This window comes from Bacillus sp. THAF10 (genome assembly GCF_009363695.1).
Classification (GTDB): Bacteria; Bacillota; Bacilli; order Bacillales; family Bacillaceae_I; genus Sutcliffiella_A.
The window spans coordinates 1,053,858-1,070,358 of sequence record NZ_CP045403.1; the positions used below are offsets into that span (position 1 = coordinate 1,053,858).

15 protein-coding genes and 1 riboswitch are annotated in these 16,501 nt (G+C 40.6%); of the genes, 11 read left to right on the top strand and 4 right to left on the bottom strand.

The genetic code is table 11. The features are described from left to right. Positions 1-73: 73 nt before the first annotated feature. The 5 genes from FIU87_RS05645 to FIU87_RS05665 all read left to right on the top strand — a co-directional run bounded on the left by FIU87_RS05645 (position 74) and on the right by FIU87_RS05665 (position 6,555). Positions 74-1,831: a phospho-sugar mutase gene (locus tag FIU87_RS05645; RefSeq protein ID WP_152443675.1), complete on the top strand. Its 1,758-nt coding sequence runs from the start codon at positions 74-76 to the stop codon at positions 1,829-1,831. 49 nt (positions 1,832-1,880) lie between these two features. Then, positions 1,881-2,603: an SDR family oxidoreductase gene (locus FIU87_RS05650; protein ID WP_152443676.1), complete on the top strand. Its 723-nt coding sequence runs from the start codon at positions 1,881-1,883 to the stop codon at positions 2,601-2,603. A gap of 1,514 nt (positions 2,604-4,117) precedes the next feature. Beyond that, entirely contained in the window at positions 4,118-5,257 is a 1,140-nt protein-coding gene (locus FIU87_RS05655) for a GAF domain-containing sensor histidine kinase (protein WP_152443677.1), read from the top strand. After that, the gene (locus tag FIU87_RS05660; protein ID WP_152443678.1) at positions 5,254-5,886 is read left to right on the top strand and encodes a response regulator; all 633 of its coding nucleotides are present in this window, start codon (positions 5,254-5,256) and stop codon (positions 5,884-5,886) included. The genes FIU87_RS05655 and FIU87_RS05660 overlap by 4 nt, the downstream gene beginning before the upstream one ends. Positions 5,887-6,015: 129 nt before the next feature. Next, positions 6,016-6,555 (top strand): NADPH-dependent FMN reductase, encoded by a 540-nt coding sequence (locus FIU87_RS05665; RefSeq protein ID WP_152443679.1) that lies wholly within the window; start codon positions 6,016-6,018, stop codon positions 6,553-6,555. 67 nt (positions 6,556-6,622) lie between these two features. On the opposite strand, the gene FIU87_RS05670 is transcribed toward FIU87_RS05665, so the two are convergent. Beyond that, positions 6,623-6,880, bottom strand: coding sequence for a YhdB family protein (locus tag FIU87_RS05670; protein ID WP_152443680.1), 258 nt, complete (start codon positions 6,878-6,880; stop codon positions 6,623-6,625). A 186-nt stretch (positions 6,881-7,066) separates the two neighbouring features. Between FIU87_RS05670 and FIU87_RS05675 the strand changes: the two genes are divergently transcribed. Together FIU87_RS05675 and mgtE are read left to right on the top strand one after the other, a co-directional pair. Further along, a complete protein-coding gene (locus FIU87_RS05675) occupies positions 7,067-7,393 on the top strand; it encodes a DUF3889 domain-containing protein (protein ID WP_172970967.1) in 327 nt (108 codons plus the stop codon). 53 nt (positions 7,394-7,446) lie between these two features. After that, a riboswitch (M-box (ykoK) riboswitch) is annotated at positions 7,447-7,611 on the top strand. Between the two features lie 394 nt (positions 7,612-8,005). Beyond that, positions 8,006-9,367: a magnesium transporter gene (gene mgtE, locus FIU87_RS05680; RefSeq protein ID WP_152443682.1), complete on the top strand. Its 1,362-nt coding sequence runs from the start codon at positions 8,006-8,008 to the stop codon at positions 9,365-9,367. Positions 9,368-9,650: 283 nt separating this feature from the next. On the opposite strand, the gene FIU87_RS05685 is transcribed toward mgtE, so the two are convergent. Next, entirely contained in the window at positions 9,651-10,550 is a 900-nt protein-coding gene (locus tag FIU87_RS05685) for a sulfite exporter TauE/SafE family protein (protein ID WP_253905521.1), read from the bottom strand. Between the two features lie 127 nt (positions 10,551-10,677). On the opposite strand from FIU87_RS05685, the gene FIU87_RS05690 reads away from it, so the two are divergent. Further along, positions 10,678-12,093 (top strand): SpoVR family protein, encoded by a 1,416-nt coding sequence (locus FIU87_RS05690; RefSeq protein ID WP_152446429.1) that lies wholly within the window; start codon positions 10,678-10,680, stop codon positions 12,091-12,093. An 83-nt stretch (positions 12,094-12,176) separates the two neighbouring features. Here the strand turns inward: FIU87_RS05690 and FIU87_RS05695 are convergent, their stop codons facing one another. Further along, a complete protein-coding gene (locus FIU87_RS05695) occupies positions 12,177-12,605 on the bottom strand; it encodes a hypothetical protein (protein ID WP_172970968.1) in 429 nt (142 codons plus the stop codon). A 582-nt stretch (positions 12,606-13,187) separates the two neighbouring features. On the opposite strand from FIU87_RS05695, the gene FIU87_RS05700 reads away from it, so the two are divergent. From FIU87_RS05700 to FIU87_RS05710, 3 genes are read left to right on the top strand one after another with little or no spacing between them, the layout of a single operon-like run. After that, positions 13,188-14,333 (top strand): NAD(P)-binding domain-containing protein, encoded by a 1,146-nt coding sequence (locus FIU87_RS05700; RefSeq protein WP_152443685.1) that lies wholly within the window; start codon positions 13,188-13,190, stop codon positions 14,331-14,333. Next, a complete protein-coding gene (locus FIU87_RS05705; protein ID WP_152443686.1) occupies positions 14,330-14,773 on the top strand; it encodes a MarR family winged helix-turn-helix transcriptional regulator in 444 nt (147 codons plus the stop codon). Before FIU87_RS05700 ends, FIU87_RS05705 begins: the two co-directional genes overlap by 4 nt. Before the next feature lie 19 nt (positions 14,774-14,792). Then, positions 14,793-15,278 carry an arsinothricin resistance N-acetyltransferase ArsN1 family A gene (locus FIU87_RS05710; protein WP_152443687.1) on the top strand — a complete coding sequence of 162 codons (486 nt, stop codon included), beginning with the start codon at positions 14,793-14,795 and terminating at the stop codon, positions 15,276-15,278. Between the two features lie 228 nt (positions 15,279-15,506). Here FIU87_RS05710 and FIU87_RS05715 read toward each other — a convergent pair whose 3' ends face one another. Continuing rightward, positions 15,507-16,466 carry a nucleoside hydrolase gene (locus FIU87_RS05715; RefSeq protein WP_253905522.1) on the bottom strand — a complete coding sequence of 320 codons (960 nt, stop codon included), beginning with the start codon at positions 16,464-16,466 and terminating at the stop codon, positions 15,507-15,509. Positions 16,467-16,501: the final 35 nt, after the last annotated feature.

Here is a 16,501-nt window from a genome sequence, read left to right on the forward strand (position 1 = left end):
TTTGGCAGGAAGCAAGGCCTAGAAAGTAGAAGTCAATAGTATCCTGACAACAAACGCAAGGAGGAAGAAACAGATGGAATGGATGAAAAAGTATGACCTGTGGGAGTCTCACACCAATTTAGATGAAGAAATGCAAAGGCTTATACAGGAAATGAAAAACGATGACAAAGCGAAAGAAGAAAGCTTTTATAAAGATTTGGAGTTTGGTACAGGTGGCATGCGTGGGGAAATTGGCGCGGGAACCAACCGCATGAATGTTTATACCGTTCGTAAAGCATCTGAAGGCTTGGCACGTTACATAGAAACTTTTGGAGAAAATGCAAAAAAACAAGGAGTGGCGATTGCATATGATTGCCGTCATAAATCACCTGAATTTGCGATGGAAGCAGCAAAAACGTTGGCAAGTCACGGAATTCAAACGTATGTGTTTGAAAGCCTGCGTCCAACGCCAGTACTGTCATTTGCGGTTCGCCATCTAAATGCTTTTTCTGGGATTGTAGTAACAGCAAGTCATAACCCACCAGAATACAACGGCTATAAGGTGTACGGTCCAGATGGTAGCCAATTACCGCCAGTTGAAGCAGACAGAGTAATCTCCAAAGTAAATGAGATAGAAAATGAGCTTGAAATACAAGTAGAAGCGGAAACAGCCCTAAAGAACAAAGGCCTTATTAAAATTATTGGGGAAGAAGTGGACAAGGAATATTTAAAGCATTTAACAACGATAAGCATTCACCCTGAGCTCGGACAAGAAATGGGCGAGGATGTGAAAGTAGTTTTTACACCACTTCATGGTACGGCAAATGTATCAGTCCGTGATGGGTTACATGCATTAGGTTATCAAAATGTGAAAGTAGTAGCAGAGCAGGAACAGCCAGATCCTAACTTCTCTACAGTAGCCTCACCAAACCCTGAAGAGCACGCAGCATTTGAGCTTGCAATTCGTGATGGAAAAGAAATCGACGCAGATGTGTTGATTGCAACAGACCCTGACGCAGATCGACTCGGGGTAGCGGTAAAAAACACAGAAGGTGATTATGTAGTATTAACAGGGAATCAAACTGGTGCACTATTCCTTCACTACTTGCTCTCTGAACGAAAAGCAACGGGTAAGCTTCCCAAAAACGGTGTGATGCTTAAGACCATTGTTACTTCTGAATTTGGAAAGGTTATTGCCGACAGCTTTGGAGTGGCAACAGTTGACACGCTGACAGGCTTTAAATTTATCGGCGAAAAAATTAAGGAATACGAAAAGACGGGAGAGTATTCCTTCCAGTTTGGATATGAGGAAAGCTATGGCTCTTTAATATCTGACTTTGCCCGTGATAAAGATGCTGTACAGGCCTGCATTATGGCAGTAGAGATATGTGCCTTCTACAAAAAACAAGGCAAGACTATGTATGAAGCACTTCTTGAGCTATACGAGCAATATGGATTCTATTTAGAGGGCATGAAGTCACTCACATTAAAAGGAAAAGCAGGAGCAGAGCAAATCGCAAACCTGTTAACTGCCTTCCGCAACACACCTCCAACAGAAGTAGGAGGCTACAAAGTGAAAGTGGTGGAGGACTACTCTACTCAGGAAAGATTACAGGTGGCTTCAGAAACAACTGAACCAATCGACCTTCCAAAATCGAATGTATTAAAATATTTCTTAGAGGACGGCACTTGGGTTTGTGTACGACCATCCGGTACAGAGCCAAAAGTCAAATTCTATATCGGAACGCAAGCGGATTCGATGGAGGCAAGTCAAGATAAACTGACCGCTATTTCAGAATCGTTGATGAAAAAGGTTGATGAGCTTTTGAATAACATAAGCTCAGAAGGTTGAAATCACGGAAATCGTTTGAAATTTTTTTTATAAAGAGAGGACTTAGTATATGTTAAAAAATCAAGTTGCTATTGTTACAGGGGCTTCCCGCGGAATTGGGAAGGCCATTGCATATAAACTAGCTGAACAGGGACTAAAGCTATCATTAGTCGGAAGCTCTGAAGAAATATTCAATGTGGAGAAGGAACTAAAAGAACAAGGGTATGCCGATGTAAAAGGCTATCAAGTTAATGTAACCGATGAGCAATCAGTACAAGAGATGGTTTCTGCCACCATAGAGGAGTTCGGCGGAGTGGACTTACTTGTAAACAATGCTGGTGTCGGATTCTTTAAATTGGTGGAGGATACTTCCCTTGAAGAATGGAAGCAGGTATTTGATGTCAATGTTCAAGGAGTATTCCTTTGCTCCAAAGCAGTTCTGCCACATATGAAAGAGAAAAAATCCGGTACCATCGTCACAATTTCCTCTGACGTCGCTCGTTATACCATTGCCAATGGGTCTGCCTATACGGCGACAAAATATGCGGTTCAAGGATTCTGCGGAGCACTTTCTCAAGAGGTACGCGAATTTGGAATCAGAGTTGGCACCATCAACCCAGGTATGGTAGACAGCTACTTCAATAACTCAGAACAAGGCGTGGACGACAAAAAGGATTGGTTAAAAGGGGAAGACATCGCCCAAGCGGTTGTCTATATGGCAAGTGCACCAAAGCATATGCTAGTAGATGAAATAGTTGTTCATCCACTAGTACAAAATTACCCAATTTCATAAAGAGCTTGCTGCTGTCCAGAATGTTTTTTATATGACCTTCTGGACAGTTTTTTTATTTAGAAAAGATAGTGAATAAAATGTCCTCATGTGTTGGCAATGAAGACAACGAAGGAAGGTAATTTGGGTTGGTAGTCCTCATAGGGCGTCAATGAAGACAACGAAGGCAGGTAATTTGGGTTGGTAGTCCTCATAGAGCGTCAATGAAGACAACGAAGGAAGGTAATTTGGGTGGGTAGTCCTCATAGAGCGTCAATGAAGACAAGGAAGGAAGCTATTTTAGGTTGGTAGTCCTCATAGAGCGTCAATGAAGACAACGAAGGCAGGTAATTTGGGTTGGTAGTCCTCATAGAGCGTCAATGAAGACAACGAAGGCAGGTAATTTGGGTTGGTAGTCCTCATAGAGCGTCAATGAAGACAACGAAGGCAGCAAATTTGGGTTGGTAGTCCTCATAGAGCGTCAATGAAGACAACCAAGGAAGATATTTTGGGTTGGTAGTCCTCATAGGGCGTCAATGAAGACAACGAAGGAAGATATTTTGGGTTGGTAGTCCTCATAGAGCGTCAATGAAGACAACGAAGGCAGCTAATTTGGGTTGGTAGTCCTCATAGGGCGTCAATGAAGACAACGAAGGAAGGTAATTTGGGTTGGTAGTCCTCATAGGGCGTCAATGAAGACAACGAAGGCAGCTATTTTAGGTTGGTAGTCCTCATAGAGCGCCAATGAAGACAACGAAGGAAGCTAATTTGAGTTGGTAGTCCTCATAGAGCGTCAATGAAGACAACGAAGGCAGGTAATTTGGGTTGGTAGTCCTCATAGAGCGTCAATGAAGACAACGAAGGAAGGTAATTTGTGTTGGTAGTCCTCATAGAGCGTCAATGAAGACAACGAAGGCAGCTATTTTGGGTTGGTAGTCCTCATAGAGCGTCAATGAAGACAACGAAGGTAGCTAATTTGGGTTGGTAGTCCTCATAGAGCGTCAATGAAGACAACGAAGGCAGCTAATTTGGGTTGGTAGTCCTCATAGAGCGTCAATGAAGACAACGAAGGCAGCTAATTTGGGTTGGTAGTCCTCATAGAGCGTCAATGAAGACAACGAAGGAAGGTAATTTGTGTTGGTAGTCCTCATACAGCGTCAATGAAGACAACGAAGGCAGCTAATTTGTGTTGGTAGTCCTCATACAGCGTCAATGAAGACAACCAAGGCAGCTAATTTGGTTTGGTAGTCCTCATAGAGCGTCAATGAAGACAACGAAGGAAGGTAATGTTCCCCATACAGCACTATAAAGACAACTAGCGTGAATTACCAACCAATAGTCCTCATTTTCACCTCCTAGAGACAGTCAACTCCACATCCCATCTCCCCAATCACCTAATTTACGTCACCGAAAGGAAAGCCTTTTCCTCTACGACCAAAGTCTCAGAAAAACCCCATACTTTTTTCGAACGTGAAGAGGGATTTCTCCTGTTACAATAGAAAGATAAAAGATAGCTTTATTAGAGGGGGAGTGTAGGATTGCTTCAGGAAAATCAGCGAATTCAAGAGCTTCGTGCGCTTAAAATCATTGCAGAATCCTTAAATCAGGCAAATGATTTATCAACTATGCTCCAAAGTGTGCTGGAAGAATTGTTAAGAGTGACTGGCCTTACAACAGGTTGGATTTATCTTATAGATGAAAAAGGAAGGTATTCACTTGCAGCCGACCATCAGCTGCCAGAGGCTCTAAGAAAAGAAAATAAAAAGCCGATGTGTGAAGGGGGTTGCTGGTGTTTAGATCGTTATCAGGACGGGAGATTAAAGCGTGCCTCCAATATCATTGCTTGCAAAAGAATAGAGGATGCCCTTGCTTTCGAGTGGGGGGATACAAATGATATTACCCATCATGCGACGGTTCCTTTAAGAGCTGGCGAGGAAAAATTCGGCCTCTTAAATATAGCTTCCCCGAATAAAACACATTTTGAAGATTCGGAGCTTGCTCTCTTAGAATCAGTAGCTCTTCAGATTGGTACGGCAATTAAACGCATTCGCCTGACTGAAAATGAACAGCATTTGTCCATTTTAGCTGAAAGAAACAGGCTGGCAAGAGATCTTCATGATTCCGTGAACCAGCTTCTTTTTTCACTAATGCTAACAGCAAGGGGAACAAAAGAGCTAACCCAAGACCCGCAAATCGTAGAAATGCTGGAATATATGCAAGAGCTGTCGCAGGAGGCATTAAGTGAGATGAGAGCGCTCATTTGGCAACTCAGGCCACAGGGGCTGGAAAATGGAGTAGTAAGTGCATTATTGAATTACGGAAAGGTATTAGGATTGACCATTCATTCAGAGGTAAAGGGTGTAGTCGATCTTCCAAATCATATGGAAGAATGCTTATGGAGAATAGGGCAAGAGGCGTTGAATAACTGTAAAAAGCATGCAGGAATTAAGGAAGCATGCATGAATATCGAAGTGAAAAATAAACATGTTTCAATGGAAATCATAGACAAAGGAGCGGGCTTTTCTTTTACCCAAAGCAAGGAGATTCCCTCTTTAGGGTTGAGGAGCATGAAGGAGAGAACAGAAGCGTTAAAGGGGAAATTCACGGTGATAAGTGAGCTTGGAAAAGGAACTGTGGTACGTGTAGAAATGCCAGTGACAAAGGAGGAAAATAAATGATCAGGGTTGTGATTGCAGATGATCACCATGTAGTTAGGAGAGGCTTGTTATTCTTTTTGAAAACACAAAAGGATATTGAAATTGTTGGGGAAGCAAAAAATGGCCAAGAGGCAGTAGAGTTAGCAGACTCCTTACACCCTGATGTGATTTTGATGGATTTAGTGATGCCAGAACTTGATGGCATTGAAGCAACAAAACAAATAATGGAGAAAAACATTCCTTCAAAAGTGCTAATCCTAACAAGCTTCTCAGACCAAGATCATGTGATTCCCGCCATTCGAGCTGGTGCAGCGGGATATCAGTTAAAAGATGTTGAGCCTGATCAATTAATCGCATCCATTCGGGCTGTCTATCGAGGCGAGAGTCAGCTTCATTCGAAGGTAACCTCTCATGTTATGTCACATTTCTCCAAAGGGGCAGCGAGTCGTAAGCTTCATGAAGACTTGACCCGCAGAGAGCTTGAAGTGTTAGCTGAAATTGCTAAAGGTAAGAGCAATAAAGAAATTGCAGCTGATCTTTTTATTACAGAAAAGACGGTGAAAACGCATGTTTCCAATATTTTAGCCAAGCTTGAGCTAGCAGATCGAACACAGGCAGCTCTTTATGCGGTCAAGCATGGCATTGCCTAAATCTACAACTTTAGTCGTAGATGGAATGATTCGTTTTTCGTAGGAAAAGTTAGCCATATCTGCTGATTTAGCCCTTCTCATTTTTCTATATACTAATGGTATAAAGGAAATGGAAGGGAGTTCAAAAAAATGAATATTTTAGCGATAAGTGGAAGCCCGCGTAAAAAAGGCAGGACTGGTATCGCAGCGAGATTTTTGGCAGAAAAATACGGAGTAGAAGTAATGGATTTAAGCGAGGGAAGTATCCCTTTATATAATGGTGAATCCTATCAAACAGAGCTTGAGAACATTGTTAGCCTGCGAAAGAAGGTAGGAGAAGCTGACGCAGTTATTCTTTTGTCACCTGAATACCATAGTGGAATGAGCGGTGCCTTAAAAAATGCTTTAGATTTTCTTAGCAGTGAACAGTTCCACAGCAAGCCGGTTGGACTTTTGGCTGTTGCTGGTGGAGGGAAAGGCGGAATCAACGCTCTCAATAATATGCGTGTCGTTGGCAGAGGTGTGTACGCAAATGTGATACCAAGGCAACTCGTATTGGACCCTCACTGCTTTGAGTATGAAAATGATACGTTAAACTCTGAGAGTGCCGACCTAGTCGATGCTCTTTATAAAGAGCTTGTTATGTATGTGAAAATGCGAGAGTATCTTTATGAAAACGAAGAGGCCTAATGAGGGTCTCTTTTTTATATCAAGCAGTAATTCCAGGCTTTTTTTACCTCGAATTACTGCTTTTGATTTAAACTAAATACCCGTGACTAACTTCCTCCACATGATCTTCCGTATTTTTCGTTACGGCATGATCAATATAACGTAGCAATTGATACAAATTTCTCTCAATTTCTTTATAATCTTTTGAGAAATTATACGAATGAAGAAAATGCTCGATATTCTTGGAGAGAAAGTCATCTTTTGTCCGCACCATCAAAATGAGCAGGTTATCCCATTCTGAACGGTGGGTGTAATATAGGGCACGGTCATAGTCAACTGTGTTCACTTTTTCCTCTCCTCCTCTATGTTAAGGAGTGTTATTATTTTGCTTCAAAAAGGAGGAATTCTTCGTTGAAAATGTTGGTCTTTTCCCCAAACAAAAACCTAAAAAGCCTCATTCTTAAAATTGTAATGAAATGATGAAAATGGAGGAAGAATACTCGTATTCACTATTTTTGGGAGGTTTTTTTGTTTGAAGAAATGGGTATTAAGTTGGTTAACTGTTTTCATTGTGTTTTCTGGAAGTCATTTCGTCGAAGCTGAAGGAAACCGTCAAGTGGACTACGAAAAATGGGGGAAAATTGCGGTTGAAATTGCAAAAGAAAATGATGATGAAATGGAGATTTCCGAGTATAAATATGTAGGAAGAGAAAACATCTCTGATACAGAAACAAAAGATACCTTTGAACTATCCGCAAAAAAAGGACAAAAAACCTTTAAAATCATTGTAGCGCTTACATTCAATCCGCAAACAAAACAATTAAAAGTTTTAACCATTGAAGAAAAAAAGAGTAACTAAAATAGGTTGACATCGTCTGTTTTTCCCTTGTAGAGTAGTACTTGTGAAACTCAAAAAACCTTCGTTAGGTGAGGCTCCTGTGCTGGAGATACGCTGCTGCCCAGAAACGTCCAAAGACGCCAATGGGTCAACAGAGACCATCGAGATAAGGTGGTATTTAATGCAGCTGGAATCTTCCTATGCCACACAGTGCTAAAGCTCTACGAATGAGGGATTACATAAGGATTAACTATGCCTTTATGCACCTTCATTCGTCATCAATGAAAGGTGCTTTTTTCATGAAAAGCTCTTTTCTAAAAGGTTGTTGCTAAAAACCTAAGAAAAAGTAGGCTATAGGACTTTTTCTAATCATTAAATCTTCCTCGACGAAAAAAGCACGGTAGCAACGTTGTTAACGGGTGTATTTACAATACGCAGTAGCAACAATATTTACGAAAACAGCCTCATGAAAAAAAATCATTTACAGGTGGTGGTAACAAAAATGGATAGTAGTCCAAGTCCAAGGACCAAAAACAGTGCAAGCGAATACTTATCATTTTGTTACCACCCTTCTAGGTAGCAATCTTATAGCATTCCTTGTACTCCTTAGAAAGAGAGAAGGAGGAGAAGCTCATGGTAAAGAACCTTACAGAGGATCAAATTATATTAAATATTATTAATTTCCTAAAAGAAGGAAAACGAAAAGCCTTTCAAGACATCGTAGAAGAATTGCAACCGTACGATACGGGCATCATCTATCAACAGCTTCCTGAAAAACATAAAGTACGATTTTTAACCTATTTAACAATCGATCAATTAACAGCACTAATTGGGGAATTAAATCAGGAATTACAGCTTGAAATTCTACAAAAAATCGGCGTCGAAAAGTCAGCAAAAGTTATGGACTTAATGGACAACGATGATCTGGCTGCCCTATTTGATGAAATGGACCCTGAAGTGAAAGAACGCTTCCTTTCCAAAATGAACAAGGAAGAATCAACCGCTGTTCAGGACCTCATGAAATATGAAGTAGAAACAGCCGGTCGTTTAATGACCAACCGTTATGTTTGGATTCCACAGGAATATACCGTTCGAGAAGTAGTAGATAAATTAAAATCCTTCGCGGAACTCGCAGAAACCATCAACTATTTATATGTTATTGATGAAGAGAAGCGACTAGTAGGGGTTGTTTCCTATCGTGACCTGATTCTTGCGGATGCAACAGAAAAAATTATGGACATCATGTTTTCCCGTGTTATCTCCGTTCACGTGGATACGGACCAAGAAGAAGTAGCACATGTCATTGAGCGCTATGACTTCTTAGCGGTACCAGTAGTAGATGATAACAAAACACTAGTTGGAATTATCACCGTCGATGACGTCATTGACGTAGTCATCCAAGAAGCAAATGAAGATATTGAAAAGCTCTCCGCATCAGGTAAAGACATCGACTTTGATACACCCGCTCTTGTGGCTTCTGCCCGCAGATTGCCATGGTTGATATTATTATTATTTATTGGTCTTATATCAGGAAGCATTATTAGCGGATTTGAAACGACCTTGGATAGCGTGGTAGCATTGGCGTTTTTTATGCCGATGATAGCTGGAATGACAGGAAATACTGGAACTCAGTCGCTTGCTGTAGTAGTTCGCGGACTCATCTCTCGTGAAATCGATAAAAAAGTCGTGTTCAAATTAGTTTTCCGAGAATTCCGTGTGGGCCTAACCATAGGCATAACTTGTGCCTTTCTCATTACCATCATTGCCTACGTTTGGCAGGATGGGAACTGGATTCTTGGCTTAGTAGTCGGAGCTTCATTATTTTTAACCCTTATCATTGGAACATTGGCTGGAACCATCATTCCGTTAATTTTATACAAGTTAAACATAGACCCTGCCATCGCATCAGGTCCACTTATTACAACTTTAAATGATATTTTGTCCTTATTCATTTATTTTGGATTAGCCACAACGTTTTTGGCTTATTTGAGTTAAGGTATTTAGAAGACCAGTAAGGCCACGCCACTCTCTTTTTTGAAGAGGGTGGCTTTTTTTATTGAGGTTTGATTGGAGGTGAATGGGAAAATGGGACGCACCGGAGAGAGTGTGTGGTGTCGTTGCATTGCAAAGCAGCAGAATAACCCCCAAAGAAGGTCCTCAACAAGTCCCATTAGTCGGAAAAATATCAGATAACCCCAAACGGACGTAACCGCTACCCATTAAGAGTCATTACACCTCCCACCAACCAAAAAAACCACCCCAAAAAGAGTGGCTTTTCCTAATTCGACACCTGCACTTTCTTCTGCAGCAGGCGAACAATAAGAAACACATTGATAAAGATCGTGTAGGAACCAAGTCCAATAAGACCCACAAGGGAAAGCTTCATCATATCAAACACTAAGCTTGCCATAGTCATGATATACAGAAAACCAAGCAAAGTTTGAATGGAGCGACTTTTGAAATAAGAAGTTGCTCGAGCGCCCAACTGGGAACCAATCACTGCACCTGCTATCAAAAACAGGCCAACTTTAAAATGTATCGGATGGTTTACCGCATACGTTACAAAACCGGCACTCACAATTAATATAACACTTGCAAGACTTGTGGCAACAGCCTGCCTTGAGTTAAACCCATAAAACGCAATAACAAGTGGCACAATGATGAAACCTCCGCCAACACCAAGGGCAGTGGAGAGGAACCCAGCAAAAAAACCGATAAAGACGAACTTCATCCACCCGTTACCAGAGGAGCCAGCATCATAAGCTGGTCGAGGAGCATCAGGTGACTGCTTCAGCATTTTATAAGCAAAGTATGTAAGAAGCGCCAAATACAAAATTGGGACAACGGTTGTATCGTAGCCGTTGTGTTCAAGCCAATCAACAAAAGGATAGGCGAATTGTGTGGCAGCAATTCCGCTTACACCCATTATCGCAGCAGCTTTCCATTGAATATTTTTTAACTTGAAATGGGCATAAACTCCCGATAAGGATGTCCCGATGGTATACATCAAGCTTGTGGAAATTGCTTCAATGGGGCTATAGCCAAATAAAAGTAAAATGGGGGTAAGTACTAGGCCCCCACCAATTCCAAAGAAGCCGGAGAGCATGCTAATTGAAAATCCTAAAAGTATAAATAAAATAAATTCCATCACGGTTAACTCCTTCAATCTTCGTTCCATTCTAAAGTATACCATTCGAAAATGGTCCTATGGTCTGAAATAGAAAAAAACTTTAATTGCTATCTGCCTTTCATGATATTGTCACCTTGTTCATACATTGTGATAAGAGGAAAAGGGAGGTAGTATGATGAAAGCCAAAGATGAAAAAGCCTTATTCCATGCCATTGATGATATAACCGAAATTGCCAAAGGGTTTGGCCTCGACTTTTACCCGATGAGGTATGAAATTTGTCCGGCAGACATCATTTATACGTTTGGAGCCTACGGGATGCCCACACGCTTTTCACATTGGAGTTTTGGTAAACAATTTCATAAAATGAAGCTGCATTATGACTTGGGGTTAAGTAAAATTTATGAATTAGTCATTAACTCAAACCCGTGCTATGCCTTTTTATTAGATACCAATTCCCTTATTCAAAATAAACTGATTGTCGCGCACGTTTTGGCGCACTGTGACTTTTTTAAAAACAATTGTCGTTTTCAAAACACGAATAGGGATATGGTGGAGAGCATGGCTGCGACAGCGGAACGAATCAAGCAATATGAGCATGATTATGGAAAAAAAGAAGTGGAGGATTTCCTCAATGCGGTACTGGCCATCCAAGAGCATATTGATCCCTCATTAATTAGATCTAAGCTTGCGTGGAGCATTCATGATCTCGAAGAAGAGGAGGAATCACCAAAGCAGATAACCATCTATGATGACTTATGGAATTTAGATGAACGCAATAAACCAAAGGCCGTTCCGAAAAAACGGAAGAAGAAATTCCCACCTCAGCCTGAAAAGGATATTCTCTTATTTATTGAGCAGTACAGCAGCGAGCTTGAAGACTGGCAGCGTGACATTTTAACGATGATGCGAGAGGAAATGCTCTATTTCTGGCCACAGATGGAAACGAAAATCATGAACGAGGGCTGGGCTTCCTACTGGCATCAACGCATCCTACGAGAGATGGACCTCACAAGTGATGAGGCACTCGAATATGCCAAGCTGAACGCAGGGGTCGTGCAGCCGTCCAAAACAAGCATCAATCCCTACTACCTTGGAATAAAAATATTTGAGGATATCGAGGAGCGGTACAACAATCCAACGGAGGAAATGAAGCGAGATGGCGTGCAGCCAGGGTCTGGTCGAGAGAAAATGTTTGAAGTGCGCGAGGTAGAGTCGGATATTTCCTTCTTGCGCAATTATTTAAACAAGGATCTAGTCATGAGAGAGGATATGTACCTTTTCCAAAAGCAAGGCAAGGATTATAAAATTGTCGATAAGGCTTGGGAGAATGTGCGAGATCAGCTGGTCAATATGAGAGTAAACGGAGGGTTTCCATATATCACCGTTAATGACGGGGATTATCTTCGTACTGGTGAGCTCTACCTGAAACACTGGTATGAGGGAATTGAACTGGATCTTAAATACCTAGAAAAAGTCATGCCGTACATTTTTCAGATCTGGGGGCGCCCTGTTCATATGGAGTCGGTTATCGAGACGAAGAATGTTCTTTTCACCTATGATGGGAAGAGTGTGCATAGGAAGTATATCTAAATAGATAAAATTTACTAAAGAGACAGAACAAAGGAGCCACCTTGATTAGAAAGGTGGCTTCTTTATTTTTTTATTAATAAATGTTAATGGCCATGTCCGTGCCCATCTTCGTTAACTTCACTATTATGTTCATTATGACTTCCTCCCTCAACGTACCAGTTAAGAATGAAGGAAAGAGGAGAAACCAATAGGAAAAGCATTGTCATTACTAAAGCAGCTTGTTTTATGTTTAAAGGGATATTGTTTTTGAAAATAAAACTAAAAACTGATAAAACAATGCCAGTGGGTATTAATATTACAGCATATCCACCTAAGTCACCAAAATGCTGGATTCCTCCGCTGACCATACCCACTCCTAACGAAAGTAGGAGGGAAAAAAATAAAAGTTTAACAGCTTGGCTGAAATTCATTTCTTTTTTTTCTACAAAATATTCATTTACAAAAGAGGCTGATATAAATAAGATGGAGCCAAAAATTAATATGATGGAATAACGAACTGGTTCAATTGGCATATGGACAATTCCGCCCGAAATGAGCCCTACACCTAAAAAGTACATGATATAAATAACATAAGGAAACCAAATTAAATTCCAAGCTTTAGATAGTTGTTCCACTGATGTTTTTCCTCCTATTAAAAATAGTAATATTATTGTTATCTAAATGTGAAGCTACCTTTGCCTTTAGAATATAGGAGAAATATCGAGAAAGTTTGCAGATTGACCAGAATGTATAAAAAATAATATAGGCTTGCAAGGGCTGCTCTCGAGCAGTCTTTTTTAATTTAGGCTGTGTTAAAGAAGAATGTTGATAATGAGTTGTTTCTAGCTGTTGATTGTAGCAAAGGCGGAGACTCTTCTCTCAGAATGAAGCGAAAGGCTTGTGACCCCACAGGTGTAGCCGAGGAGGCTCACAACTAGCCCCGCAGACGCGAAGCCATTTGCGGAAATCGACAGCGGTGTTTAACAGAGCTTTAAATTAAAAAATATATAATAAATAAGTTGCAAAATACAAGTAAATATAATATAAATAATCTATAACTAAATATTTAACTACAAATAAAACTTGAAAACAACAAATAAAAAAGGAGTGGTATCATGTTAGACGTTATTATTATTGGAGCAGGACCGTTTGGGATTTCATTAGCTTCCCATGTAGTTTCACATGAGCTTAGCTATAAATTATTTGGGTATCCCATGGATTTTTGGAAAAATCAAATGCCGCAAGATATGTTCATTCGGACACCGCATGAGTTTGTTAGCCTCTCCGATGCAAAGGATGAATGGACCGTACAAAACTTTGCAAAGGAAACGGGAACAGAGTTGGTTACCCCGCTACCTCGACCAGTTTTTGTGGCATATGCGAACTGGTTTGCAAAGAAGTCTGGGATTGAATTTACGAATGAAAAGGTGAAACTTGTTCACAACAATGGTAACTATTATGAGGTGATTTCGGAATCTGGAGATCGCTATTTAACAAAAAATGTTATTGTTGCTACCGGTGTAGAACACTATCAATATTTACCTAATTTTTTGAAGGACCTTCCTTCGCACTATGTTTCTCATACCTCTGGATACACCGATTTTTCAAGGTTCAAAGATAGTAAGGTTGTGGTGATGGGAAGTGGGCAAAGTGCCTGGGAAGCTGCAGGATTATTACACAGAGAGGGTGCAGAGGTTGAATTGGTTTATCGAAAAGAGCAGCCTAATTATGCTGGAAGCAGAGAGAACGAAATAGCCTTACGAGATCTTGGAGATGTCTTTTATTCTCTTCCACTAGAAGAAAAGAAGGCTGGCTGGGGGCAATCACCTGGAAGCGTGGCTCATTTTTTAAAGCCATATGTTGAAGGAATAGTACCACAAAGCCCTGGTGTAGAAATGGTGAAAGTTGAGCCCGTGAATGAAGCAGAAATCAGGATTTTATTATCAAATGGTGAGGAAAAAATAGCTAATTATCTCATTGCGGCAACAGGATTTCATATCAATATCGATCGTGTACCTTTTTTCAAGGAAGACTTATTAAACTCCATCAAAAGAGAGGAAGGGTATGCTTCCTTTCCAATGCTAAATGAATCGTTTATGTCAAATCTTCCAGGCTTATATTTTGCTGGGCCTCTTTCTTCCCATAGTCATGGACCAACCTTCCGCTTTATATTAGGATTAAGGAAAACAGCATTCTCGATTATTCCGGATATTGTAAGGAAGAAGTACGACAATAATTTGTTAAGGAAGGTGTTATCTTGAGACGTTCCTTTCAAGCAATCACAAGAAGCTTTGGAGTATTAAATAAAACCTGTTGTTCTGTTGATGGAATAGATGTGACAGCTGCACAGAGTCATATTCTTTACGAAATCGATATAAACGATCAACCAACGATGCAACAGGTGGCTGATCTTCTAGGGATTGACATTACGACGTTTAGTAGACAAATTCAAACATTAATGAAAATGGAGCTTGTCATAAAAGTACCTTCCAAAGAGGATAAAAGGGCGAGTATCCTTTCTTTAACCGAAAAAGGGAAAAGAGTAGCGCAGGAAATTGACCAGCAGGTGAACTCCTACTTAGAGAGGATTTTTTCGGAGATGACAGATTTTGAACGGGAAACAACGCAGCGAGCCATTCACTATCTTGCAAGTGTGATGACAAAAAACTCGGGAAGCTGTGAAGACAAGAAAGATTGCTAAGGGAAAAGGGGAAGGACACATGATTATTCGTGCTGCTACTAATCTGGATGTGCAAGAGCTACTAACAATCTATAACGAGGGAATAGAAGATAGAATTGCAACGCTAGAAAGTGTTCCAAAAGATGAGGCCTATATGCTTGAGTGGTTAACAAAACGAAGTGGTCGGTATACGGTGCTGGTTGCGGAGTTAGATCAAAGGGTAATTGGCTGGGCAAGTTTAAACCCTTATAGCCATCGCTGTGCCTACGACGGGGTGGCTGATTTATCGGTGTATATAAAACGCGAGTATCGTGGAAAAGGAGTGGGAGGAGGACTGCTCCACTCCTTAGAAAATGAGGCCAAACAGAATGGCTTTCATAAAATAGTCTTGTTTACATTCCCATTTAACGGGTTAGGTCAAGGATTGTATAAGAAAAGTGGCTATCGAGAGGTTGGCGTGTTCAAAAATCAAGGAAAGTTAGATGGAGCGTTTATTGATGTCGTGGCAATGGAAAAAGTACTATAAGAGCTCTCTTTAAAAAAGGCTGTTTTCGCAAACTTTGTTGCTACTGCAGATAGTGAAGCAACACGTAGTCAACGTTGTTGTCGTGCTCTTTTCGTGGAGAAAGTTTTCAATAGGTGGCAATTTTTCTTCGAATCATACCTGGAAAAAATCTCAAAGGTTTCTAGCAACAATCTTTTAGCAAAGAACGTTAAAAAAAGAAACATGAAGCGGTGAAATGCTTCATGTTTTTTACCTTCTTGTTAATATTCTCAACGTATTTGCAATGAAAATATTCTCATTTATATCAGTGGCAATTTTAACACAGCCTGTACCAGAACATTCCTCAGCTCCAGGACGGAAATCTGCAATAGATAGTCCATCGGCAAAACCCTCCTTGTACTCCACTTTTACCTGCTTAGAAGTGTAGATGAACAATCCCGGAATTTGCAGGCTTGCCATGACAGCAGCTAAATCATGCTGAGGAGTACCCGAAATTCCGGGTTCGAGTTCTTGGTAAGCTTCATAATAAAAATCGAGAATAGGTTTAATGATTTGCTGAAGGGGAGTAGAGGCAACGCTATCAATATAGTTGACCAATGCCGGGGTAAGGATGGCCTTGCGAGTAACATTAAGGGGGATGATGGTGAGGTTTGGTGCATTTTGCGCAACAAAATTTGCTGCAATTGGATCTCCAAAAAAGTTCGCTTCGGCTACCTCCGTTACGTTTCCAGGTTCTAAAAAGGCACCACCCATAATATATGTCTCTTTCACAAGGCTCATCACAGATGGACTTAAGTACCAAGCAATCGCAAGTGAGGTACATCGCCCTACATTGACGATGGTTACATCGTTTCGATTTTCTTTAATAATTTCGAAAAGAAGACTAAAATTTGTTCGGTTTTTAAATCGGTTTGAAGAAATGGGTGGTACGATTGGACCTAAGCCTTCTGCTCCATGAATGTCAGGGAAAAATTCAGGGATTTGACCACTTAAAGGTCTTGTACTACCGGCAATAATAGGAATCTCTTTTCTACCAGCAAGTTCTAGTAAATACGCAGCATTTCTAGCACTTTTATCTCTATCAGTATTTCCATACCCTGCTACAATGGCGAGTACATCTAAGTCTGGATTTTGTAGAGCATAAATAATGGAGATTGCGTCATCAATGCCAGTATCAGCAAACAGAATAATCTTTTTCAATACTTTCACCTCCTACTATTAACTATGAAAAAATAGTAGGAGGT

What these genes read in the sequence shown, in the direction of transcription:
- FIU87_RS05645 (WP_152443675.1), top strand. Translation starts at nt 74, where the DNA reads ATGGAATGGATGAAAAAGTATGACCTGTGGGAGTCTCACACCAATTTA.
- FIU87_RS05650 (WP_152443676.1), top strand. Translation starts at nt 1,881, where the DNA reads ATGTTAAAAAATCAAGTTGCTATTGTTACAGGGGCTTCCCGCGGAATT.
- FIU87_RS05660 (WP_152443678.1), top strand. Translation starts at nt 5,254, where the DNA reads ATGATCAGGGTTGTGATTGCAGATGATCACCATGTAGTTAGGAGAGGC.
- FIU87_RS05665 (WP_152443679.1), top strand. Translation starts at nt 6,016, where the DNA reads ATGAATATTTTAGCGATAAGTGGAAGCCCGCGTAAAAAAGGCAGGACT.
- mgtE (WP_152443682.1), top strand. Translation starts at nt 8,006, where the DNA reads ATGGTAAAGAACCTTACAGAGGATCAAATTATATTAAATATTATTAAT.
- FIU87_RS05685 (WP_253905521.1), bottom strand. Translation starts at nt 10,550, where the DNA reads ATGGAACGAAGATTGAAGGAGTTAACCGTGATGGAATTTATTTTATTT.
- FIU87_RS05690 (WP_152446429.1), top strand. Translation starts at nt 10,678, where the DNA reads ATGAAAGCCAAAGATGAAAAAGCCTTATTCCATGCCATTGATGATATA.
- FIU87_RS05695 (WP_172970968.1), bottom strand. Translation starts at nt 12,605, where the DNA reads ATGCCAATTGAACCAGTTCGTTATTCCATCATATTAATTTTTGGCTCC.
- FIU87_RS05700 (WP_152443685.1), top strand. Translation starts at nt 13,188, where the DNA reads ATGTTAGACGTTATTATTATTGGAGCAGGACCGTTTGGGATTTCATTA.
- FIU87_RS05710 (WP_152443687.1), top strand. Translation starts at nt 14,793, where the DNA reads ATGATTATTCGTGCTGCTACTAATCTGGATGTGCAAGAGCTACTAACA.